This window comes from Pseudomonas sp. TMW 2.1634 (genome assembly GCF_001703595.1).
Taxonomy (GTDB): Bacteria; Pseudomonadota; Gammaproteobacteria; order Pseudomonadales; family Pseudomonadaceae; genus Aquipseudomonas; species Aquipseudomonas fragi.
In genome coordinates this window covers 40,319-56,489 of sequence record NZ_CP016850.1, presented here as the reverse complement: position 1 = coordinate 56,489, position 16,171 = coordinate 40,319, and the positions used below count along the sequence as shown (strand labels likewise).

The following is a 16,171-nucleotide window of genomic DNA, read 5'->3' as shown; positions in this document are numbered from 1 at the left end:
TGCCATGGCTGACACCGACCAAATGTCGCCGGATTCGTCGCCAGGCGCTTCCAGCAAAAAGACCGGCGTGCGCCGGGTGAACAACGTGCCTTTGATGATTGGCATTGCGGTTCTCGCGCTCTTTATGGGCCTTATCGCAATGGTGGCCGTCAAGCGTTCCAATCAAGCCAATGTGGATCATGCAGCGACCGCGCAAGGGAAGGGCGGGGATAGCTCTCTGATGGCTGCCGATATCGTTGGGGGCCGTGCTGACGGCTTGATCCCAGAGGCCAAAGCTGAGCCGCCACTTTTGCCCCCGGCCGATCCGCAAGCACCTACAACGCCTAATGGCGTGCCTGTGGCTCGCGTAGAAAACCCGAATGCGCCACCGCAACCGCCTCGAGGGAATGGCGGCCCACGCTCGCCAGAAGATCAGGAAGACGAACAGTTGCGTCAACGGAAAATGCAGCTTTTCCAAACCGCAGTTGGAGCTAAAACGGCAATCACCCTGCCGGATCTGAGCCGTGTCGGCACTGGAACAACTGACGATACTCCGCAAACCCCTGACGAAATGGTTGATCGCATTGCGCAGGTTCGCCGGAAAATCGACCAGCAGCGCTCGACCGATCCGAATGCGGCCTATCAAGCCCAACTTCGCCAGGTACAAGGAAACATAGGCGGCGGTAGCGGCGGTGGTTACGGCGGCGGCCGTTCGGGCGGTTCGTCGGGCATGATGCTGGCCTCGTCGTCCAGCGACACCGGTAAGGACTACGGCACTTTTGACGGCAACGGCAAAAAAGATCGTTGGGCGTTGAACTCCAAAATGGAAGCTCCAACTAGGGGTCGTCTCAGAAAACGGAAAATAAAGCACGTTAAGCTCCAATTTCGCGCAGGTACTGGTACAACGTTTCGCGGCTGATGCCAAATTCACGGGCCAGCTTTGCCTTTTGCTCGCCGGCCTTGACGCGTTGCAGAAGTTCAGCGGCGCGTTCGGGCGAAAGCGCTTTCTTGCGGCCCCTGTATGCTCCGCGCTGTTTGGCGAGCGCGATGCCTTCCCTCTGTCGCTCGCGGATCAATGCTCGCTCGAACTCGGCGAACGCGCCCATGACCGACAACATCAAGTTTGCCATCGGCGAATCCTCACCGGTGAAGGTCAGGCATTCTTTGACGAACTCGATGCGCACACCGCGCCTGGTCAGCTTTTGCACAAGGCGGCGCAGGTCATCGAGGTTGCGGGCCAAGCGATCCATGCTGTGCACCACCACCGTATCTCCTTCGCGCACGAAGGCCAGCAGCGAGTCAAGTTCTGGGCGCTGGGTGTCCTTGCCCGATGCCTTGTCGGTGAATACCTTTCCGACTTCGACCTGTTCCAGTTGCCGCTTCGGGTTTTGGTCGAAGCTGCTGACCCGGACGTAGCCGATACGTTGACCTTGCAAGATGCCCCCAAACAGAAAAGTGTCAGGAATAAATCTATGACCTTGCGTAGCTTGTGTCAATAAATTAAGCGATGGAGTCTATCCGGACGTTTCTGGGTAGGCTGTCCTGACGTCAGGTTAGGGCATAGCCCAACCTGACGGATCGATTGACAGCTCATTATTATTCACTATGATTAACCCTGAGTCGAGCTATGGCAAAGTCACTCAAAATAAATCACAAAGGATAGATGATGAGCCAATCCAGCCCTTTGACGCACCAGGATGCCAACCATCGCGATTCCGCATGGGAGCGTGCTGCCAACTACGAGAAGGAAGAGCGCCCCATCCACCCAGTTAGCAAAATTGTGATCAAGGGGGCGGTTGATGTTGTGTTCTTTCGCTCGTCATCAGCGCACCTGGTCGTGGCAGGGGAAAACGTGGAAGCCATTCGTAACATCAAGACCCGCTTCGAGGGTGACAAGCTGATCATCGAGCAGGAGGGCATTTCCATTAGCGGCTATGGGGGCAATATTCACGTTTCTGGTACCGGCAACATTTTCGTGGGCGGAACGATCAATGTCGGTGGACGCCACGGCGGCGTCACTATGCAGTCCAAGGGGCGAAGCATCGTTGGAATCGCATTGCCTGAAGCCCCCAGTATCCGCATCAAGGGCAGTGGCGACGTGACCCTGTACGACCTTCAGCAGACCGTCCTCGATCTAGGCATCCAAGGTTCGGGCGATATCACGGCCTTTGGTCGCGTGGGTCTTCTGGACGCCGAGATAGCCGGTTCGGGCGACGTGGACGCCAGCGAGCTGGTCGCTACGTCCGCCAAACTGTCGGTAGTCGGCTCCGGTGATATCGACGCCTATGTCAGCGACTCAGTGAAGGCACGCGTGGCGGGTTCCGGTGACATCGTGGTGCGCGGTAACCCGCCGACCCGCGACCATTCCGTTGCCGGCTCAGGCGACATCAAGTTCAAGAAGAAGTGACGCTCCATGAAGAATGACCAAGAACGAACCGAGCTGTTGCAGCAGATCGACAAGCTGTTGACGGCAGTGGATTCGATGCAAACCTGCCTCGAAGCGCCCGAGGCCACAAACGCCGATGGCGGCTTTGACATTGCTCGCACCAACTTGCGTATCACGGCCAACGAGGCCGCGCAGGTTGTCGAACGTCAGCGAGGCGCGCAGGAGCAGCGTGAAAAGTCTCGTCCAAAAGTAACGCTGGCCACGTCGTTACTTGCCGGCGCTGAAGCGTCTGAATGGCAGGCCAACAAGCTCAAAACTAATGGCGATGAGGCCGGTGCCCGCCAGGCCAGCGAACATGCCGTCACTCTGCGCCGGATGGCATCGGAAGCGGCGGTTACTGAACGCCGGCAGAGCATGCACCTTGTACCTACCATTGATTAGGAGTAACCCCATCATGGCAACCACCGCGAAAACCCGATCCGTCACGGCTCACGTCCCTGTGCAACTGGCCGAAAAGGTCGATTTGATGGCTGAGCGCCTGGAACGCTCCAAGAACTGGATCGTCAAGCAGGCTCTGGCCGCCTGGATAGACCAGGAAGAAGAACGTAGTCGCCTGACCCGTGAGGCATTGGCCGATGTGGATGCTGGTCGCGTGATCGATCATCAAGCTGTCCAGGCCTGGGCTGAAAGCCTCAGCACTGACACTCCGTTGCCGGTACCGCGCTGATGGAGTTGAAGTGGACAAGCAAGGCGCTTTCCGACATTGCCCGGTTGTATGAGTTTCTGGCGTCGGTGAATCAGCCTGCCGCCGCACGAACAGTGCAGCAACTCACAGCCGCACCTTCCACGCTGCTGGCCAACCCGCGCATTGGCGAACGCCTGGAAGAATTCGATCCACGGGATGTGCGCCGAATTCAGATCGGCCATTACGAGATGCGTTACGAGATAGTGGATTCCACTATCTACCTACTGCGCCTGTGGCACACCCGCGAAGACCGATAGGTTTGGCTGGGCCAGGAACGGAATACATCAAACTGGCGAGCCTACGACTGATCAGAAAACCTTAGCGTACGATTTTTTCCGAATTCTGTAGGCTCCCCTAATCCAAGGCCAACCTCCTGTGCTAATTCGCCCAGTCTAGGGGGCTATAGATCAATGTCATCAACTTTGGAAATTATCCATAAATATCATATAATTAGCGCTCAAATCAGTGCATGGGAGAAGCCCTTTTGACTACCTATACCGCATCGCTTGACACCGCCAGCCAAGCCCTGGTTTGAAAATTGTACAAAAAATAACCAGTCCGCTCGATTGTCCCGCCTTCATCGCCGCCCACCGCCAGAATCCTCAAGACTTTACCCGCCGACGCCAGCTCACCTTCAAGAACCTCGTCCTGTTCCTGCTCAATCAGCCGCGCACGGCCCTGCAAACCGAACTCGATCAGTTCTATCGCGTACTCAATCAGGCGTCGACTGAGACGCAAATGGTCACTGCGCAGGCCTTCTGCAAAGCGCGCAAAAAGCTCAACCCCGAGGTATTTGAAAGTCTCAATCACCTCCTGCAGCAACAAATTGACTGCTTCGGGCTGCGTCAGAAGTGGCGTGGGCTGAGGGTGCTCGCGGTGGATGGCTCGACCGTGCATTTACCCCTGGAGTCGACCATGGCGACCTTCTTTGGCAGTCACTCTGGCTTTCCCATGGCTCGCTTGTCCACACTCTACGAAGTCGCTGACGGTCAAACCCTGCATAGCCTGATCGTGCCCCTGACCGTCGGCGAGCGCGACTGTGCCCATCTGCACCTTGAGCACCTGCCGGCTGACAGCCTGACGCTGTTTGACCGTGGTTACCCTGGGCACTGGTTATTCGCGCTGTTCGCGCAGCAACAGCGGCACTTTCTGATGCGCCTGCCCTGTGGCTATAACGCCCAGGTCAAAGCGTTTCTATACTCTGGCCAAGTTGAAGACACACAGCTTTTCGTGGCCAACCATCCTGAAGCACGTCTGTTCTGCTCCGAGGCTGGCGTTGATCCTGCCAGCCAGATCGAGCTGAGACTGATCCGGGTCGAGTTGGCCAACGGCGAAAGCGAGGTATTGCTGACCTCGTTGCTGGATCGAGAAGCCTTTCCCGCTGAGGTGTTTGCCGAGCTTTACCACCGCCGCTGGGGCATCGAAACCGACTTCCGTCGCCTCAAACAAACCCTGACGCTGGACAACTTCAGCGGCCGCAGCGTGACTGCTGTAAAGCAGGACTTTCATGCCGCTCAACTGTTGAAGAACCTGGCGCTGTTGATGCAGCACCTGCTACAGCCGGTCATCGAACAGCGCCACAAAGGTCGCAAGCTGCGATGGAAAGTCAACTTCACCCAAGGCGTGTCACGGCTCAAAAATACCCTGGTCGAGCTGCTGGTGCGGCACTGTGCTCAGGGGCTGAGCAATGTGCTGGCCTTGATGGCTAAAAGCCTCAGTGCCGTACGCTCAGGCCGTAGCTTTGCGCGCCAACGCAAACGCGCAGCCAGCCGAGGTTGTGAGGGCTACAAACCGACGCGCTGAAGAAACACCACCGCCCAACCTCCGTGCAAAAAAAAGCTGGCCACAAGCGGTCGGCATAGGCTCGTCCGGAGAACGAGAAATCTCGCCTAGACAGCCGGAACAGACGATGATCACATCACCGCCAGCCCAGTTAGACCGCCTGATTGAGCGGCAGAGGCCTGGTCATCGCCCGACGGCCATGGCGGCTGGCTGCTTCGGGGGGCTTGCCTTGGGCAGGGCTGCAGCTTAGGTTGATGACATTGCCCTTACAACTACCCAACACCAAAATTACAATTTGGTAATATCGACGCTCTTAAACATTTTTTTCACACGCCGGCTCCCATGAGTAGTTAAAGTCAACACCATACAGCCTCTTGAACACATGCAGTTCTCTCAATGATATCGCCACCCTCTACAACCTTGCCTTACTATCTGATCGTTGGAATATTTGCCACTGGCGCTCATTACATAACACTTTTGTTATTGTCTCTGGTTCTGCCCGCACTCATTGCGACGTTACTGGGAGCAATAGTCGGGACTGTTGTTAGTTATCAGGGCAACAAGCGCTGGACGTTTACAAAGGCTCGCCCATCCGACACTTATCAATGGCTGCGCTTCAGCATCACGGCCTTGGTCTACAACGGTACAAACCTGGCCCTGATGGCGACCCTGCTGGAGCACTGGCCCCAGCGCCTATGGCTGATGCAGGTGATCACCACCTGTGCCCTGACGTTGATCACTTACCAAATCAACCAGTACTGGAGCTTTCGCCATGAATCGATCAAGAGCTGAGCGCTCCCCACGTCCGATGCTCAGTGTGATTGTCTGTTGTTATAACGAAGCCAAGGTACTGCCTTTTTTTCATAAGCGGCTAATGGCTGTACTTAAGACACTCAGCATTCGCTACGAAGTAGTGTATGTCAACGACGGCAGCCGCGATGAAACACTGGCGCTACTGGATGGTTATTGCCAGACGCCTGGCGTTCGTTGTTTGAACCTGAGCCGTAACTTTGGCAAGGAAGCCGCCATGGTCGCCGGTATTGATTATGCGGTCGGGGATGCGTTGTTATTTATTGATGCCGACTTGCAAGACCCGCCCGAACTTATTCCACTCATGGTTCATCATTGGTTGACCGGTAGCGATATCGTCAATATGCAGCGCCGCAGTCGCCTGTCTGATACCTCAAGCAAACGTATCAGTGCCCACCTCTATTACAAACTGATGAACTTTTTGGCCGACAAGTTTGATGTTCCCGCAGACGTCAGCGACTTCCGCCTGATTGGCCCGGCGCCCCTGGCAGCGCTGCGCGGTATGCCGGAACGGACGCGTTTCATGAAGGGCCTGATCAGTTGGCTGGGGTTCAATACCATCGAGTTGCCCTATGACCGTGAGCCGCGTAGCGCCGGTCTCAGCAAATGGGGGCCGCTGGCGCTGATCGACCTCGGTATCGAAGGCGTATTGGCGCTGTCGCGCAAGCCGTTGCGCTGGTTCAGCCTGCTCAGCCTGATGATTTTCATCGCCACCATGGTGCTCATCATCCAGCAGATGAGCGTAAACACCGCCAATGCCCATCACGTGATCATGGGCATTGCTGCGTTCATTACCGTGGGCATAGCAATGATCGGCGAATACCTCGGGGCAACGTTGAGCGAAGTCAGGCAGCGTCCCATCTATCTACTCGACAACCTGCTCGGCGAAGCCCCTGAACGGCCGGAGCACCCCTGCCCGATACACCCTCGCGAACAAGAAAACCACTGATGATAACGACCCGTACGCTATGGCTGGTATTGATCGCCATTTTGGCCCTGCGCCTGGCAAGCCTGGGGCTGTACCCGCTGATGGACACCTCGGAAGCCCGCTACGCGGAAATGGCCCGCAAGATGCTGGTACTCGGCAACTGGGTAACCCCGCTGTTCGAGCTGGACGTACCTTTTTGGGGCAAGCCGCCACTGTCGTTCTGGACCCAGGCGCTGGGCATGAAGTTGCTGGGTATCAATGAATTCGCCATTCGCTTTCCGGCGTGGCTGCTGCATGTCGCCAGTTGCCTGATCATCATCCGGTTTGCCCGTGAGCAGGCCGATGAAAAAACGGCGGTATTGGCGGCAATTATCTTTTCCAGCTCAACCCTCGGCCTGTTGTCAGCAGGTGTGGTGTTGACCGACCCGGCATTGAGTTTCTCGGTACTGCTGGCCAGCTATGGCTTCTGGTGCGGCATGACACGGGGCGACCGCCGTTGGGCACTGGCAGGATTTGCCGGCCTGGGCCTCGGGTTGCTGGCAAAGGGGCCGTTGGTGCTGGTGCTGGTGGGGGCTCCAGCTGTGATCTGGACGCTTTACTACCGACAATGGCGTGCCTTTTTGCACTTGCCCTGGCTGCTGGGCCTTGCGTTGATGCTGGTGATTGCCGTGCCTTGGTACGTGATTGCTGAACAGCGCACGCCGGGGTTTCTCGATTACTTCCTGATCGGCGAGCACTGGAAGCGTTATGTGGTCAGCAAATGGGCCGGAGACTTGTACGGCAGCGCCCATGCCCGGCCCACGGGCGCCATCTGGATGGACCTGATGCTCGCGCTTTTTCCCTGGACGCTGCTGTTGCCAGCGGTGTACTTCGCCCTGCGCCGCTCGGCCCTGTCGGGTCGCTACTATGGTTTTATCGCCCTGTGGGCCCTGGCTACGCCGGTATTTTTCACGTTCTCCGGCAATATCCTGTGGACTTACCTGCTGCCATCGCTGCCGGCCTGGAGCCTGCTGCTGGCTGGCGCACTCAAGGCTGTGCCCTGGCAAACCGGCAAAACCATCATTGGGTTGATCCTCGCGCTGCTGCTGCCGGTATGGCTGCTGATCGCTGCCATCGACGGCCGCGCCTTTGACCGGCCGAATAACCAACGTGAGCTCGCCAGGGCCTGGCAGCAGTTGCAGGCAGAGCGTCCCGGAACCCTCTTTTACTGGGGCCGGCGCTCGTACTCGGGGGAGTTCTATACGCAGGGGCAGGCACGCCGGGTCGAGGACTTGGCTACCTTGCCCGTTGACCGCAGCTTTTACATCGCCCGTCGGGTACGTGACCTCAAGCGAGGCATCCAGGGCTTGCAGCCGTTCAATTGTGTCGAGCAACTGCGTGCCAGCCAAAGCGTGTTATTCAGGTGCGAACCACTGAAAGCACCCACTGACCTGTAGGAGCCGGCTTGCCGGCAACGCCCTGGCGACCAGCATCAACAGCGTTGCGTTACGGCTACCAGACCATCTCCTGGCTGCCCCTTTGCCCCGATACATCATCAAGCTGGGGGCGCTTTCCGGGCTGGGAATCGACCATGCACTGATGCTGGGCCTGCAAGTGAAGACCGCGTTCTAAAGCGCTAGCGCATAGGCATCTGGATTAATCTTGATCTTGGACCTCCAGTTGGAACACGATGGCTGCCTTGAACCGTTGACGAAAGGAATCTCGTTATGTTCCCTCTGGACATCTGGCTGACCTATACCGCCGCCTGCCTGTTGCTGGTGCTTTCCCCCGGGCCGGACAACCTGCTGGCCATCGCCAGGGGCCTGAGCCAGGGGCGCATGGCGGCGGCCATTTCGGGGGTTGCGTCGGGCACCGGGATTCTGTTTCACGTAGCCACCGCCTCGTTGGGCCTGACCCTATTGATGCAGACATCCGCCGTGGCCTTCTGGGTCGTAAAAGTGATCGGCGCCAGCTACCTGGTGTGGCTGGGTATCAAGGTCTTGCGTTCGCGCAGCCTGATCAACTTCAAACCGGCGGCACGGCAATCGCTCAAAAGCATCTTCCTCACCGGCTTCCTGTCTGCGGCGCTTAACCCTAAGCCGGGACTGTTTGTGCTTGCGTTCATTCCACAGTTCGTCAACCCATCATTGGGCTCGGTCACTGTGCAGATGCTGGTCTACGGCACCTGGTTCGCCGCGTTGACCGCCCTGGGCTTTGCGCTCATGGGAATTTTTGCAACGCGCCTGTCGACCTGGCTGCAGCGCAAGCCAAAAGTTGTCAACGGCCTGAATGTCGGCGCCGGACTGACCTTCGTCGCGTCCGGGCTTTCGGTAGCAGCACTCAGCCAAAAATAACCCATGATTGCTCATGGGTTATTAGTTGCAGGCCTTACGCTCGGATCAGGTGATCAAAAGCACTCAGGGAAGCCTTGTCATGCCACGCCGTTCTATCCTGTCCATTGCCGAGCGTGACAGCCTGCTGGCATTGCCAGATACCAAGGAAGAACTGATTCGTCAGTACACGTTTAGCGACACCGACCTGTCCATCATTCGGCAGCGGCGCGGCCCGGCCAACCGCCTGGGCTTCGCCGTGCAGCTCTGCTACCTGCGCTTTCCCGGTGTCATCCTTGGCGTCGATGAGCCGCCGTTTCCGCCTTTGCTGAAACTGGTCGCTGACCAGCTCAAGGTTGGCGTCGAACGCTGGGGCGAGTATGGCCAGCGGGAACAGACCCGGCGCGAGCACCTGGTCGAACTGCAAACGGTGTTCGGCTTCCAGCCCTTCACGATGAGCCACTACCGGCAGGCCGTCCAGTGGCTGACCGAGCTGGCCATGCAAACCGACAAGGGCGTCGTGCTGGCCAGCGCCTTGGTCGATCATCTGCGGCGGCAGTCGGTCATTCTGCCTGCCATCAACGCCGTCGAACGAGCGACCGCCGAAGCGATTACCCGCGCCAACCGGCGCATCTACGATGCCCTGGCCGAACCGCTATCGGACGCGCATCGCCGCCGCCTCGACGATCTGCTCAAGCGCCGGGACAACGGCAAAACGACCTGGCTGGCCTGGCTGCGCCAGTCGCCCGTCAAACCGAACTCGCGGCACATGCTGGAACACATCGAACGCCTCAAGGCGTGGCAGGCGCTCGACCTGCCTTCCGGCATCGAGCGGTCGGTTCACCAGAACCGGCTGCTCAAGATTGCCCGCGAGGGCGGCCAGATGACGCCCGCCGACCTGGCCAAGTTCGAGGCGCCGCGCCGCTACGCGACCCTGGTCGCGCTTGCCATCGAGGGTATGGCCACCGTCACCGACGAAATCATTGACCTGCACGACCGCATCCTGGGCAAGCTGTTCAACGCCGCCAAGAACAAGCATCAGCAGCAGTTCCAGGCGTCCGGCAAGGCGATCAACGCCAAGGTGCGGCTGTTCGGCCGCATCGGCCAGGCGCTGATCGAGGCCAAGCAAGCTGGCCGCGATCCGTTCGCTGCCATCGAGGCCGTCATGTCCTGGGATGCCTTTGCCGAGAGCGTCACCGAGGCGCAGAAACTCGCACAGCCCGAGGATTTCGATTTCCTGCACCGCATCGGCGAGAGCTACGCCACGCTGCGCCGCTACGCGCCGGAATTCCTCGACGTGCTCAAGCTGCGGGCCGCGCCCGCCGCCAAGGACGTGCTCGACGCCATCGAGGTACTGCGCGGCATGAACAGCGACAATGCCCGCAAGGTGCCTGCGGACGCGCCGACCGACTTCATCAAGCCGCGCTGGCAGAAACTGGTCATGACCGACACCGGCATTGACCGGCGTTACTACGAACTGTGTGCCCTGTCGGAGATGAAGAACGCGCTGCGTTCCGGCGACATTTGGGTACAAGGCTCGCGCCAGTTCAAGGACTTCGAGGACTATTTGGTGCCGCCCGCGAAATTCGCCAGCCTCAAGCAGGCCAGCGAATTGCCGCTGGCCGTGGCCACCGATTGCGACCAGTACCTGCATGACCGGCTGACGCTGCTGGAAACGCAGCTCGCCACCGTCAACCGCATGGCGCTGGCCAACGAGCTGCCGGACGCCATCATCACGGAGTCGGGCCTGAAGATCACGCCGCTCGATGCGGCGGTGCCCGACACCGCGCAGGCGCTGATCGACCAGACAGCAATGATCCTGCCGCACGTCAAGATCACCGAACTGCTGCTGGAGGTAGACGAATGGACAGGCTTCACCCGGCACTTCGCGCACCTGAAATCGGGCGACCTGGCCAAGGACAAGAACCTGCTGCTGACCACGATCCTGGCCGACGCGATCAACCTGGGCCTGACCAAGATGGCGGAGTCCTGCCCCGGAACGACCTACGCCAAGCTCGCCTGGCTCCAAGCCTGGCATACCCGCGACGAAACCTATTCGACGGCGCTGGCCGAACTGGTCAACGCGCAGTTCCGGCATCCCTTCGCCGAGCACTGGGGCGACGGCACCACGTCATCGTCGGACGGCCAGAATTTCCGAACCGGCAGCAAGGCCGAGAGCACTGGCCACATCAACCCGAAATACGGCAGCAGTCCTGGGCGGACTTTCTACACCCACATCTCCGACCAGTACGCGCCATTCCACACCAAAGTGGTCAATGTCGGCGTGCGCGACTCGACCTATGTGCTCGACGGCTTGCTGTACCACGAGTCCGACCTGCGCATCGAGGAGCACTACACCGATACGGCAGGATTCACCGATCATGTATTTGGCCTGATGCACCTGCTGGGCTTCCGCTTTGCGCCGCGCATCCGCGACCTGGGCGACACCAAGCTGTTCATCCCCAAGGGCGACACTGTCTACGACGCGCTCAAGCCGATGATTAGCAGCGACAGACTGAACATCAAGGCTATTCGCGCCCATTGGGATGAAATTCTACGGCTGGCCACGTCGATCAAGCAGGGCACCGTGACGGCTTCGCTGATGCTGCGCAAGCTCGGCAGCTATCCGCGCCAGAACGGCCTGGCCGTGGCCCTGCGCGAGCTGGGGCGTATCGAGCGCACGCTGTTCATCCTGGATTGGTTGCAAAGCGTGGAGCTGCGCCGTCGCGTGCACGCTGGGCTGAACAAGGGCGAAGCCCGCAACGCGCTGGCCCGCGCCGTGTTCTTCAACCGGCTGGGCGAAATCCGCGACCGCAGCTTCGAGCAGCAGCGCTACCGGGCCAGTGGCCTCAACCTGGTGACGGCAGCCATCGTGCTGTGGAACACGGTTTATCTGGAACGGGCCGCGAATGCCCTGCGTGGACACGGCAAGCCCGTTGATGACTCTCTATTGCAGTATCTGTCGCCGCTGGGTTGGGAGCACATCAACCTGACTGGCGATTACCTCTGGCGCAGCAACGCCAAGATCGGCGCGGGCAAGTTCAGGCCGCTACGGCCGCTGCAGCCAGCTTAACGTGCTTTATTTTCCGTTTTCTAAGACGACCCCAACTACACCGTTCGAGATTCGGGCCGGCGCTGTCATTCCTGGAATCATGCTGAGCGGCATCAACTCTGATTTGCCAGGTCAAATCATGGCGCAGGTTTCGCAGGACGTGTATGACACGGCCACCGGCAAATACCTGCTTATTCCTCAAGGGACTCGCATGGTTGGCACCTACTCCAGCGATGTTGGTTATGGACAAGAAGGCGTACTGATTGCCTGGCAGCGCCTGGTATTTCCTGATGGCAAGGCTTTGGACATTGGAGCAATGCCAGGCGCAGACATGGCCGGCTACTCTGGCTTCCGTGACAAGGTTAATCATCACCTGTTGCGGCTCTACGGATCGGCGTTGTTCATGGCCGGCATCACCGCAGGCGCTTCCATTGCAACTCAGGACAACAACAACTCTGTTGGCTACCAACAACCTTCGGTTAGCAGCGAATTGAGTTCTGCGCTTGGGCAGCAACTGGGCCAAGTGTCCGCGCAAATCATCTCTAAAAACTTGAACATTTCCCCGACAATCGAAATTCGTCCGGGCTATCGCTTTAACATTGTTGCTGTCAAAGACGTGACATTCACCAAGGCTTATCAATCGTTTGACTACTAACGCAAGGAGCAAGTTATGTTTTCTAAGAATTCCATTTTAGCGGCTAAAGTTTTCGCACTTTCCGCAGCAGTTAGTTTTGTAGTTTGCCAACCGGCTTCGGCAGGCATTCCAGTAGCAGACGGATTGAATCTGAGCCAAACGACTGTCACCGCAGCGAATCAAGTTGCGCAAGTTGCAAAACAAATTGAGCAATACAAAACTCAATTACAACAATACGAAAACATGCTGCAAAACACGGCCGCACCAGGGGCTTACATCTGGAGCGAAGTAAACAGCGTAATTAACAAGGTTGTGTCTGCCCAGCAAACCCTTGACTATTACAAAAACCAATCCGGGTCGATTGATCGGTACTTGTCGAAGTATGAAAACGTCAGCTATTACCGGAATTCGCCATGCTTTCAGATTGGCGGATGCTCTGACAGCGAGCGGGAAGCTCTGGAAACGCGCCGCGCAGATAACTCCGACGCTGTAAAACGGGCAAACGCGGACGTAATCAAAAGTGTCGATCAGCAACAACAGACGTTGACCACTGATGCCCAAAAACTGCAACAGCTCCAATCTCAAGCCACGACCGCAACCGGCCAGATGCAGGCACTTCAAGCGGCTAACCAGTTGGCCGCAGCGCAGGGTAACCAGCTTCTGCAAATCCGCGGCATGTTGCTGGCACAGAACCAGGCCGCAGCAACCTTGGCTCAACAACAAGCCGACCGCCAGGCTCAAGAAGATGCTTCATCTACGAAGCTGCGAGAAAAATCCAACATCACCAGGTCTGAGCCGTCAACCTGGTCGTTTCAGTAACTAAGGGGTATTTATGCAAATCAAACGCCTTGTAACTGCGTCCCTATTAGTTCTCGTTGCAGCCGTTAGCGGCTGCAAGGAGGAAAAGGACGAAGTAGCCAGTCCAAATTGCTCCAACCCGGCAACTGCCAGTGATGCGTCCAAGTGCCCGCGCCAGGACGGCAATATTACTCGCAGCCAGCCGAAAACCTGGTCAATGGATAGCGAGAAAAAATGATGAAAATGACCAAGCCAGGAAAAGCCACTTGTGCGGCGGCACTAGCCGTACTTGGCTTGTTTCTCATCCCCGAAGTAGCGCTTGCGGCTGCTGACACCGGAATCATGGACTCGGTGATGGGAAAATATCAACAAGCCGCAAGCGCCTGGGGTGCCAGGATGGTGTCCTATGGTTCCTGGATTTTTTGGGGGCTAGCTCTGATAAGTATGGTTTGGACTTACGGCATGATGATCTTGCGTAAAGCGGACATTGGTGAGTTCTTTGCTGAAACCATTCGTTTCTTTGGCACACTTGGTTTCTTCTACTGGATTCTATTGAATGGCCCTGCAATATCTGACGCCGTTATCAAGAGCATGTGGATGATGGGCTCAGCCGCAGTAGGGGGAGCGTCGAGCTTCACGCCATCTGGAATCACCGATATTGGCTTTGACATCTTTTTCAAAGCTCTTGATGAATCATCGTCGTTCTCTCCGGTAGACAGCGCCGCTGCAATTATAATTTCGGGCTGTGTCCTGGTCGTGCTGGCACTTGTGGCCGTAAACATGCTTTTGCTGTTTGTTTCAGCGTGGATTCTTATGTACGGCGGAGTTGTCTTTCTTGGCTTCGGCGGTTCCCGCTGGACTTCCGATATAGCTATCACCTATTACAAAACAGTCCTGGGGATTGGTGCCCAGCTCATGGGGATGGTGCTTCTTGTTGGTATCGGTAAGACCTTTATTGACCAGGCATACGCCGGGATGAGCGAAGGCATCAACCTAAAAGAGCTGGGCGTGCTGGGTATCACCGCAGTGGTATTGCTGTATCTAACTAACAAAATCCCTCCAATGCTGGCCGGGATCGTTGGTGGTGCGTCTACTGGCGGGGTCGGTGGCTTTGGTGCCGGTGCAGCTATGGGCGCAGCCGTCGCCGCCGCTGGTATCGCCGCAGGTGTTGCCAGCGCAGGTGCGTCTATGGCCTTGGGCGGTGCCGCTAACCTCGCAGGTGCAGGCTCTGCACTCAAGGCCGCTTTCCAATCCGCCCAAGAGAACATGGGTGGTGGCGGTGGTGGCAGCGGCGAAGGTGGCGGCGCTGGTGACACTGGCAACATCGGCGGATCTGAGGGCGGCGGTGGCAGCGGTAGCGGTGGCGGTGGCGGTGGCGGCTCTAGCTTTGGTCAGGCTATGGGCACCGCTGGGCGCTTCGCGGCTGATATGGCTGGCAGCTTGGCAAGTGGCGCGAAAGAGGGCCTATCTGCAAAAGCATCCTCGATGGCAGCCGCAGCTAATGAGCGAGTCAGCAACACCGTGGGCGGCAAGCTCGCATCTGAAATCAATGGTACTGCCGGCCAGGCTCGCGCAGACCAACAAACCATGGCGCAGGCTGCTGCAATCAATCAGCAACAATCCCTCCAGGAAGCCCGCGACGTAGTTGCTCAACACTCCAATCCAGCGCCAGACGTAGCCCCTCAATTCGACGGCGACAGCGTGGGTAGTGGCGGCAACAACAATGATGAAATTAACGCATTCGTTAACGGTAAAGCATAAGGACATAAACATGAGAAAAGTTATTAGTGCCACGTTAATTACTATCGCTTTAGCAGCCCAAGCCGCACCGGCTTTCGCTAAAGACCCATGCGAAACCGTTCTTTGCATGGCTGGAATGCTGCAAGGGCAGGGCACCGTTGACGGCTGCGACGGCCCGGTTAACGACTTCTTCAGCATTGTCAAAAAGAAGCATGGCAAGTTCAAACCTGATGCAACTCAGGATGCGCGTAGGCAGTTTGTTAACCAGTGCGAAAGTGACAATGGCTGGGGTGACAAGATTGCCGATAAATACGGCAAGGTTCGGATGTGAGGTAAGACATATGCCATTTCTTGATCTGCCACCACAAATGCAAGAGCGCGTCGTTTGCTCCGTTACGGCCGCCATCAAGTACGAGGTGCCCGCGAACCTGGTTCTCGCCGTGGCAGAAAAAGAAGGCGGCAAACCAGGCCAGCGGGTGAGAAATTCCAACGGCACTGATGACGTAGGAGCTATGCAGTTCAATACCGCCTACCTGCGCGATCTGGAGCGTCAATACGGCATTACGGCTGATGACGTTGCGCAGACGGGTTGCTACTCCTATGACCTGGCCGCGTGGCGGCTGCGTGGTCATATCCGCAATGACTCCGGCGATTTGTGGACGCGCGCAGCTAACTACCATTCACGCACGCCCCAATACAATGCGCCGTATCGGGCCGATCTGATGAAAAGGGCTGAAAAGTGGGGAACCTGGTTGTCTGAACGCTTCGTTACCTACGATCCGAATGCAGCCGGCGCACCGGCCATCGTCGCCGGCACGGCGACGGTCGAAGGGACGCCAAAGGAAAAGGCTGTAACCATTACTCAAGCCGCGATCACGGCAATGGCGGAACCTGTCCAGGCGGCACCGAAAAAAGTCACTGTGACCCACCACCGAACCTACAACCAGGCAGCCGAACGCGCATTGGCAGATATGTACGCACCTGGAATGGTGAAATAGGGTAGGGGCC

Annotated in this window: 17 protein-coding genes and 1 pseudogene; 17 read left to right on the top strand and 1 reads right to left on the bottom strand. The window is 57.7% G+C overall.

What is annotated here, in order from left to right; genetic code table 11:
• Positions 1-4: 4 nt before the first annotated feature.
• On the top strand, positions 5-898 hold the full coding sequence (locus BFC21_RS26560; RefSeq protein WP_120266775.1) for a hypothetical protein: 894 nt from the start codon (positions 5-7) through the stop codon (positions 896-898).
• Here BFC21_RS26560 and BFC21_RS26555 read toward each other — a convergent pair.
• Positions 852-1,415, bottom strand: a complete 564-nt coding sequence (locus BFC21_RS26555; RefSeq protein WP_019334898.1) for a recombinase family protein — start codon at positions 1,413-1,415, stop codon at positions 852-854. The genes BFC21_RS26560 and BFC21_RS26555 overlap by 47 nt on opposite strands.
• Positions 1,416-1,645: 230 nt before the next feature.
• On the opposite strand from BFC21_RS26555, the gene BFC21_RS26550 reads away from it, so the two are divergent.
• The 16 genes and pseudogenes from BFC21_RS26550 to BFC21_RS26480 all read left to right on the top strand — a co-directional run bounded on the left by BFC21_RS26550 (position 1,646) and on the right by BFC21_RS26480 (position 16,161).
• Positions 1,646-2,386: a GIN domain-containing protein gene (locus BFC21_RS26550; protein ID WP_019334897.1), complete on the top strand. Its 741-nt coding sequence runs from the start codon at positions 1,646-1,648 to the stop codon at positions 2,384-2,386.
• 6 nt (positions 2,387-2,392) lie between these two features.
• Entirely contained in the window at positions 2,393-2,806 is a 414-nt protein-coding gene (locus BFC21_RS26545) for a hypothetical protein (protein ID WP_033901201.1), read from the top strand.
• Between the two features lie 13 nt (positions 2,807-2,819).
• Positions 2,820-3,092 carry a CopG family ribbon-helix-helix protein gene (locus BFC21_RS26540; RefSeq protein WP_016502318.1) on the top strand — a complete coding sequence of 91 codons (273 nt, stop codon included), beginning with the start codon at positions 2,820-2,822 and terminating at the stop codon, positions 3,090-3,092.
• Positions 3,092-3,367 carry a type II toxin-antitoxin system RelE/ParE family toxin gene (locus tag BFC21_RS26535; RefSeq protein WP_016502317.1) on the top strand — a complete coding sequence of 92 codons (276 nt, stop codon included), beginning with the start codon at positions 3,092-3,094 and terminating at the stop codon, positions 3,365-3,367. The genes BFC21_RS26540 and BFC21_RS26535 overlap by 1 nt, the downstream gene beginning before the upstream one ends.
• A 274-nt stretch (positions 3,368-3,641) precedes the next feature.
• On the top strand, positions 3,642-4,913 hold the full coding sequence (locus BFC21_RS26530; protein ID WP_023082049.1) for an IS4-like element ISPa1635 family transposase: 1,272 nt from the start codon (positions 3,642-3,644) through the stop codon (positions 4,911-4,913).
• A 375-nt stretch (positions 4,914-5,288) separates the two neighbouring features.
• The gene (locus tag BFC21_RS26525; RefSeq protein WP_080034397.1) at positions 5,289-5,684 is read left to right on the top strand and encodes a GtrA family protein; all 396 of its coding nucleotides are present in this window, start codon (positions 5,289-5,291) and stop codon (positions 5,682-5,684) included.
• Positions 5,685-5,700: 16 nt separating this feature from the next.
• On the top strand, positions 5,701-6,651 hold the full coding sequence (locus tag BFC21_RS26520) for a glycosyltransferase family 2 protein (RefSeq protein WP_019334893.1): 951 nt from the start codon (positions 5,701-5,703) through the stop codon (positions 6,649-6,651).
• Positions 6,651-8,066 (top strand): glycosyltransferase family 39 protein, encoded by a 1,416-nt coding sequence (locus tag BFC21_RS26515; RefSeq protein WP_019334892.1) that lies wholly within the window; start codon positions 6,651-6,653, stop codon positions 8,064-8,066. The genes BFC21_RS26520 and BFC21_RS26515 overlap by 1 nt, the downstream gene beginning before the upstream one ends.
• A gap of 270 nt (positions 8,067-8,336) precedes the next feature.
• Entirely contained in the window at positions 8,337-8,963 is a 627-nt protein-coding gene (locus BFC21_RS26510) for a LysE family translocator (protein ID WP_019334890.1), read from the top strand.
• 79 nt (positions 8,964-9,042) lie between these two features.
• A complete protein-coding gene (locus BFC21_RS26505) occupies positions 9,043-12,012 on the top strand; it encodes a Tn3 family transposase (protein ID WP_019334889.1) in 2,970 nt (989 codons plus the stop codon).
• Between the two features lie 31 nt (positions 12,013-12,043).
• Positions 12,044-12,646 (top strand): annotated as a pseudogene (locus tag BFC21_RS26500) (TrbI/VirB10 family protein); the annotation flags it as partial.
• 15 nt (positions 12,647-12,661) lie between these two features.
• Complete coding sequence (gene trbJ, locus BFC21_RS26495; protein WP_120266773.1) at positions 12,662-13,444, top strand: P-type conjugative transfer protein TrbJ; 783 nt, start codon at positions 12,662-12,664, stop codon at positions 13,442-13,444.
• Positions 13,445-13,457: 13 nt separating this feature from the next.
• Entirely contained in the window at positions 13,458-13,661 is a 204-nt protein-coding gene (locus tag BFC21_RS27365) for a hypothetical protein (RefSeq protein ID WP_162939416.1), read from the top strand.
• A complete protein-coding gene (trbL, locus tag BFC21_RS26490) occupies positions 13,661-15,184 on the top strand; it encodes a P-type conjugative transfer protein TrbL (protein WP_120266801.1) in 1,524 nt (507 codons plus the stop codon). The genes BFC21_RS27365 and trbL overlap by 1 nt, the downstream gene beginning before the upstream one ends.
• Positions 15,185-15,194: 10 nt before the next feature.
• Positions 15,195-15,494 (top strand): TrbM/KikA/MpfK family conjugal transfer protein, encoded by a 300-nt coding sequence (locus BFC21_RS26485; protein ID WP_120266772.1) that lies wholly within the window; start codon positions 15,195-15,197, stop codon positions 15,492-15,494.
• A 10-nt stretch (positions 15,495-15,504) separates the two neighbouring features.
• Positions 15,505-16,161, top strand: a complete 657-nt coding sequence (locus tag BFC21_RS26480; RefSeq protein ID WP_120266771.1) for a transglycosylase SLT domain-containing protein — start codon at positions 15,505-15,507, stop codon at positions 16,159-16,161.
• Positions 16,162-16,171 lie beyond the last annotated feature (10 nt).

What these genes read in the sequence shown, in the direction of transcription:
- BFC21_RS26560 (WP_120266775.1), top strand. Translation starts at nt 5, where the DNA reads ATGGCTGACACCGACCAAATGTCGCCGGATTCGTCGCCAGGCGCTTCC.
- BFC21_RS26550 (WP_019334897.1), top strand. Translation starts at nt 1,646, where the DNA reads ATGAGCCAATCCAGCCCTTTGACGCACCAGGATGCCAACCATCGCGAT.
- BFC21_RS26545 (WP_033901201.1), top strand. Translation starts at nt 2,393, where the DNA reads ATGAAGAATGACCAAGAACGAACCGAGCTGTTGCAGCAGATCGACAAG.
- BFC21_RS26540 (WP_016502318.1), top strand. Translation starts at nt 2,820, where the DNA reads ATGGCAACCACCGCGAAAACCCGATCCGTCACGGCTCACGTCCCTGTG.
- BFC21_RS26535 (WP_016502317.1), top strand. Translation starts at nt 3,092, where the DNA reads ATGGAGTTGAAGTGGACAAGCAAGGCGCTTTCCGACATTGCCCGGTTG.
- BFC21_RS26525 (WP_080034397.1), top strand. Translation starts at nt 5,289, where the DNA reads ATGATATCGCCACCCTCTACAACCTTGCCTTACTATCTGATCGTTGGA.
- BFC21_RS26520 (WP_019334893.1), top strand. Translation starts at nt 5,701, where the DNA reads ATGCTCAGTGTGATTGTCTGTTGTTATAACGAAGCCAAGGTACTGCCT.
- BFC21_RS26515 (WP_019334892.1), top strand. Translation starts at nt 6,651, where the DNA reads ATGATAACGACCCGTACGCTATGGCTGGTATTGATCGCCATTTTGGCC.
- BFC21_RS26510 (WP_019334890.1), top strand. Translation starts at nt 8,337, where the DNA reads ATGTTCCCTCTGGACATCTGGCTGACCTATACCGCCGCCTGCCTGTTG.
- BFC21_RS26505 (WP_019334889.1), top strand. Translation starts at nt 9,043, where the DNA reads ATGCCACGCCGTTCTATCCTGTCCATTGCCGAGCGTGACAGCCTGCTG.
- trbJ (WP_120266773.1), top strand. Translation starts at nt 12,662, where the DNA reads ATGTTTTCTAAGAATTCCATTTTAGCGGCTAAAGTTTTCGCACTTTCC.
- BFC21_RS27365 (WP_162939416.1), top strand. Translation starts at nt 13,458, where the DNA reads ATGCAAATCAAACGCCTTGTAACTGCGTCCCTATTAGTTCTCGTTGCA.
- trbL (WP_120266801.1), top strand. Translation starts at nt 13,661, where the DNA reads ATGAAAATGACCAAGCCAGGAAAAGCCACTTGTGCGGCGGCACTAGCC.
- BFC21_RS26485 (WP_120266772.1), top strand. Translation starts at nt 15,195, where the DNA reads ATGAGAAAAGTTATTAGTGCCACGTTAATTACTATCGCTTTAGCAGCC.
- BFC21_RS26480 (WP_120266771.1), top strand. Translation starts at nt 15,505, where the DNA reads ATGCCATTTCTTGATCTGCCACCACAAATGCAAGAGCGCGTCGTTTGC.